Raw genomic sequence first — 5,654 nt, forward strand, 5'->3', positions numbered from 1 at the left:
TGGCCCCTTGGTCAAGCGGTTAAGACACCGCCCTTTCACGGCGGTAACACGGGTTCGAATCCCGTAGGGGTCATACTAAGGCACAGTAGATGTTTATTACATCTATTGTGCTTTTTTTTATGTGGCGAAGTATATGAAAGAAGCGTCTAAGTATTGGAGATAGGAGGAGCTTGTACAGTTAAAAAAGGAGTCATCTATTCTTTTTTCATTATGAATATGACTGGAACAAAGCTCTATGCTGTTATGCAAGTTGCTGTGTACTGAGTGCAAAGTAAAGTGATTCTAAAAAAAGAGTCACTTTTGAAAAAATAGATCTGAATATGTTGTAATACTTCAAACATTGTTGTCTTTTTAGAACAAAAAACCGTCTACCTTCTTCGGTAGACGATTCTTTTATTATCCTTGTGCCAGCATTCGATCGAGTGAACTTCGTGCTTCTACAGCCGTATGAGCATCCACTTGAATGCGGTTATGTGGCTTTCCTTGTTCAATACTTTCAAGTGACCACAGTAGATGTGGGAGGTCAATTCGGTTCATTGTGAGACAAGGACAAAAATTCTTATTTAACGAGATAATCTGTTTATCTGGATGTTGTTTAATCATACGATTAACTAGATTCATTTCTGTGCCGATTGCCCATGCTGAACCGCTAGGGGCGTTATTAATTGTATCTATAATGTATTTTGTTGAGCCGGCATCATTTGCTGCCGCAACAACTTCACGGCTACATTCAGGATGCACGATAATGCGCATATTTGGATGTGTCTGACGAACGATTTCTGTATGTTGCACGGTAAATCCTTCGTGGACGGAACAATGTCCTTTCCATAAAATTACTTGAATGTTTTGTGGCGACTGATCTGTCTCAAGGATATTGGTATGTGGATTCCACACAGCCATATTTTCAAGTGGTACGCCCAAATCATATGCAGTATTTCTGCCTAAATGCTGATCGGGTAAAAAGAAAATACGTTGTTTTTGGTTGAATGCCCATTTTACCATATCCTTTGCATTGGAGGATGTTACACATGCACCTCCATGACGTCCTGTAAATGCTTTTATTGCAGCAGTCGAATTGACATATGTTAACGGTATAATCGTATCACCGAAAAGTTGCTGTAAGATGGGCCATGCTTGTTCTGTTTGATAAATGTCTGCCATGTCTGCCATTGAACAGCCTGCACGCATATCAGGCAAATAGACATGCTGTTTATCAGTTGTTAATATATCAGCTGTTTCTGCCATAAAATGTACGCCACAGAAAACGATATGTTCAGCTTCCTTATTTGCAGCAGATAATTGCGCAAGCTGTAAGGAATCTCCTATAGCATCAGCAAATTGAATCACTTCGTCTTTTTGATAGTGATGTCCCGGGATGAAGAGCTTACTGCCGAGTTTCTTTTTAATAACTAGAATGCGAGATTCCATATCAGTTCTTGATAGTGTTCGATAATGCTCAGGGAGTAGTGTAGCTTGTTGAAGTAAATTAGTTATTGACAAGTGGATGTTCTCCTTTCATTTGCACAAGTGCGCTAATATCAAAGACTTTCACCGAATGAGTTAGTGCGCCAAGTGAAATCCATTGAATACCAGAATCTGCATATGTGTAGATATTTTCTAGAGTAATTCCACCGGAAGCCTCTGTAGCAATATGTGCAGGGACAGTTGGGAGCCACGTACGTATTTCTTCAGGAGTGCGATTATCAAACATAATAATATCTGCCCCAGCTGCAATTGCTTCCTCTAATTGATCTTTTGTTTCAATTTCTACTTCAATTTTTACAGTATGACCAATTTTGCTACGTGCAGCTTGCACAGCTTTTGTAATGCCTCCTGCAAAAGCAATATGGTTATCCTTTAGCATAATAGCGTCGTATAAGCCACTTCGATGATTAAAGGCGCCACCTACACGAACGGCATATTTATCGAGCATACGTAATCCAGGTATCGTTTTACGGGTATCACAAATTTTTGCACCTGTACCTGTTATTTTACACACTGCCAAATTTGCAGCTGTTGCGATAGCAGACATGCGCTGAATGAGATTCAAAATGACACGCTCACCAATTAATAACTTTTGTAGAGGTCCTTCAACAACAGCGAGTACATCACCAGAATTCACTGCATCACCGTCTTTTTTACGCAAAGTTATTTCCATTGAGGAATCGAGAAGTCGAAAACCGTGCTCGATGATAAGTGCTCCACAAAAAATGCCACTCTCCTTCGCATAAAAGGAAAAAGAGCCCTTTTGATCAGCTGTAAAGATGAGTTCGCTTGATAAATCTCCATCTCCTATATCTTCGTTATAAAATTGCTTGAGCATTTCTTCGAGTTTGATGATATTCATATAATGTATTCCTCACTTTCATCTGTCCATGTTCAAAAATAATCCAGCGTTGAGCCCACAGTATCTCACTATTTGGTTTGTCACTACGAATATGAGCTCCACGTGTCTCTGTTCGTGTAAGTGCAGCATAAACCATTAGCGAAGCGACAATATGCATCATATAAAGTTCAAGGTCCTGTTGTTCCAACCCACTTATATCAACTTGTTGTAGGGATTGTAATGATGGCAATTGTTTAGTAAATTGCTGCATATCATTAGGATTTCGTACAATGCCTAACGCGTGCATCATAGTTTGCTGTAGGTCCTCTTTTGTTAATAGTGAAGGCATAGGTTGCTTATAGACTTTGTAAACGACAGTGAAATTATTTTGCTTGCAGCCTGTTTGTAAAATGCCATGTGCCATCTTTTGTCCAAAAGTAAGGCCTTCTAGCAAGGAATTACTTGCTAAACGATTTGCACCATGAACGCCCGTACATGCGACTTCACCAACGGCATATAGATTTGGGATCGATGTTCTTCCCTTATCATCAGCGATAATACCGCCCATTAAGAAATGGCTCCCTGGCGCAACAGGAATTAAGCCATTTTGTATATCAATGGCATTATCAGCGCAAAGCTTTGCAATCGTCGGAAATTTATCTTCAAAGTGCTGAATGGCAGAAATATCAATAAATGTTTCTTGTCCGATAACACGTTTTTTAAACAAAGTATAGGCTGTAACATGACGCGGTGCTAAATCAAGTTGTGGATGTACGCCTTTCATGATTGGTTGGCGCTGTGCATCGACAAAAATCCCACCAGCTCCCCGAACGGCTTCAGAGACAAGTCCTTTCGCTTCACCATTGCACCAGAGTAGGCTTGGGTGAAATTGCATAAACTCCATATCACTGATTGCTGCACCGGCGCGGAATGCTAGTGCAATGCCGTCACCGGTATTGGTCGCATAATTAGAGCTACATGGATAAAGGGCACCAGCACCTCCTGAAGCAAGAATTACGTGATGAGCAAAATATCGTTTTATGCCATGCCTTCCTTGTGTAAGTACGCCGATACAAGCACCATCAGTATTTATTAGAAGTTCATAAGCCATTTCGTAACAATTAATGGTTACGTTTGAAGGAAGCTGTTTGAGCAAATAATCAATAAATACTTGCCCTGTCCGATCTCCACCAGCATGTAAAATGCGATGATGACTATGTGCGCCTTCTAAACCGAGCGCTGGTTCCCCAGATGGCTCCCGATCGATTGGGAGCCCATCCCTAAGGAACTGCTGTATAATTTTCGTTCCATCATTTATAAGTGCTTCAACATGTTTCTTTTCATGATGGTATTCACCAGCAGTCAACGTATCTGCAATATGATAAGTCGTTTTATCTTCTGGATCAGTGACGGTTGCAATGCCACCTTGGGCACGATAAGAACTGCTCATATCAACAGAAGTCTTTGTAACAATCTGTACTTGTAACTGCTGTCCGAGTAGTCGAGCGGCTTGAAGGGCTGCAATGCCGCTACCAATAATGAGTACATCTGTCTTTACATTCATAGCTCTACCTTCTTTACAGTTGTCTTGACACATATCTTTACATAAAATAAAAGAGAAAACAAGACTGAAGTAAATAGAGAGGAAGGGAACTAGATGATTTATATGGATTACGCAGCAACATCACCAATGTCTGCGACAGCGCTAAAGGCTTATTGTGAAGTAGCGGAACGTTACTATGGAAATAGTGCGAGTTTACATGACTTAGGAGGACAAGCAAATTATTTTGTTGAGCAGGCAAGAGGTGTTGTGGCAAATGCACTAAAAGTTAAAAGTGACGGCATAATTTTCACAGGAAGCGGCACTGAAGGTAATTTGCTGGCAATTTTATCACTTGCTTTAGCTTCAAAGAAAGGAAAACATATTATTTCCTCGCAAGCAGAGCATACATCTGTTCATGCAGCATTAAATACACTTGAGAAGATGGGTTTTGTTGTGACAAAGTTACCTTTACAACAAAATGGTTGTATTCAAGTGGAGCAAATACGTGAAGTGATAAGAGATGATACAGCGCTTATTACAATCCAACATGTTAATTCAGAAATAGGTGCAATTCAACCCGTAGATGAAATCGCAACTATTGCTAAGGAAGCTGATATATTTTTTCATGTAGATTGTGTACAATCATTTTGTAAAGTAACTTTCGAACAGCAGGTGGATGCTATTACGGTTTCAGCACATAAAATTGCTGGACCAAAAGGCTGTGGAGCTGTTTTTATAAACCCGAAAATTCGTGTGGCTCCTTTAACGCCAGGTGTGACTCATGAGCATGGTTTAAGAGGAGGAACACTGGATACGCCAGCCATCGTAGCGTTTGCAACAGCAATAGAAGATTTTCATTACAAGCTACAGAATTATGAGGCATTACGTTCATATTTACAAGAAAATTTACCAAAAACATGCCGCATGATCGAATGTGGGAAGCAACTACCAAATATATGTGGCATTCTGATGGAGAATGTAGAAGGACAATATGTATTATTAAGATTAAATGAAGCGGGTATATGTATATCTACAGGTAGTGCATGTGATATACATAGCGAATCAGGCACGAAAGCAATTTTATCGATGGGCTATACTATGGGAGAAGCTCGCCAATTTTTCAGAATATCTTTTGGACAAAAAACAACTTTTAAAGAAATTGACCAAATATTAGTAGCACTTACTAATATTTAAATAGTAACGTTAAATAAAGTATAGATAAAAAATATTGCTATATTATGATAGGAATGTTTTTCTTTCCAAGAAAGATACTCAGGCATTACAGTAAGAAGTACTGTTACTAGCCTGAGTTTTTCTGTAGCTAACACATGATGGGTTTATGATTAGAGTAAATATATCAATATGCAGCTAGTGGATATTTTTTACATTTAAAAAAATGTTTTCTTTTGAAAAAACAATTGATATAATAAGTAGCAGAGTGATAAATTCTCTTACATAACAAAAATATCTTCAAAAAGTAAGAATTTCTTTTTTTTTATAAAAAAGTGTTGCACAATGTTGAAAAACGTTATACAATAATTCTTGTCTTGAAGGACAGGTAAACAACTTCAAAACAACAAAGAACTTTAAGATATAAGTAATACATAGTATGTTAAAGGTCGTAAATAGGAACTTTTGCTAAAAGCGCAACATCCATGTTGCAACGCAGAAGCCAGCACATCCATGTGCAAGTCTAGTGATGATGGCAAAGAGGTCACACCCGTTCCCATACCGAACACGGAAGTTAAGCTCTTTAGCGCCGATGGTAGTTGGGGGCTTCCCCCT

General features: G+C 39.1%; 4 protein-coding genes, 1 tRNA gene and 1 rRNA gene. 3 read left to right on the plus strand and 3 right to left on the minus strand.

Annotation, left to right across the window (positions count from 1 at the left end):
• The first annotated feature begins 1 nt into the window (after position 1).
• Positions 2 to 73, plus strand: a tRNA-Glu gene (locus tag ACQKII_RS24480).
• A gap of 323 nt (positions 74 to 396) precedes the next feature.
• On the opposite strand, the gene nadA is transcribed toward ACQKII_RS24480, so the two are convergent.
• From nadA to nadB, 3 genes are read right to left on the minus strand one after another with little or no spacing between them, the layout of a single operon-like run.
• Positions 397 to 1,500 carry a quinolinate synthase NadA gene (gene nadA / locus ACQKII_RS24485; RefSeq protein ID WP_427463034.1) on the minus strand — a complete coding sequence of 368 codons (1,104 nt, stop codon included), beginning with the start codon at positions 1,498 to 1,500 and terminating at the stop codon, positions 397 to 399.
• Positions 1,487 to 2,347, minus strand: a complete 861-nt coding sequence (nadC, locus tag ACQKII_RS24490; RefSeq protein WP_427463035.1) for a carboxylating nicotinate-nucleotide diphosphorylase — start codon at positions 2,345 to 2,347, stop codon at positions 1,487 to 1,489. Before nadC ends, nadA begins: the two co-directional genes overlap by 14 nt.
• Positions 2,304 to 3,890: an L-aspartate oxidase gene (nadB, locus tag ACQKII_RS24495; protein WP_427463036.1), complete on the minus strand. Its 1,587-nt coding sequence runs from the start codon at positions 3,888 to 3,890 to the stop codon at positions 2,304 to 2,306. Before nadB ends, nadC begins: the two co-directional genes overlap by 44 nt.
• A 93-nt stretch (positions 3,891 to 3,983) precedes the next feature.
• Here nadB and ACQKII_RS24500 point away from each other — a divergent pair, with 93 nt between their 5' ends.
• Both ACQKII_RS24500 and rrf read left to right on the plus strand, forming a co-directional pair.
• A complete protein-coding gene (locus ACQKII_RS24500) occupies positions 3,984 to 5,063 on the plus strand; it encodes a cysteine desulfurase family protein (RefSeq protein ID WP_427463037.1) in 1,080 nt (359 codons plus the stop codon).
• A 498-nt stretch (positions 5,064 to 5,561) separates the two neighbouring features.
• Positions 5,562 to 5,654, plus strand: a 5S ribosomal RNA gene (gene rrf / locus ACQKII_RS24505); the annotation flags it as partial.

Origin of the sequence: Lysinibacillus sp. NPDC048646 (assembly GCF_050272295.1) — a bacterium.
Lineage (GTDB): Bacteria > Bacillota > Bacilli > Bacillales_A > Planococcaceae > Lysinibacillus.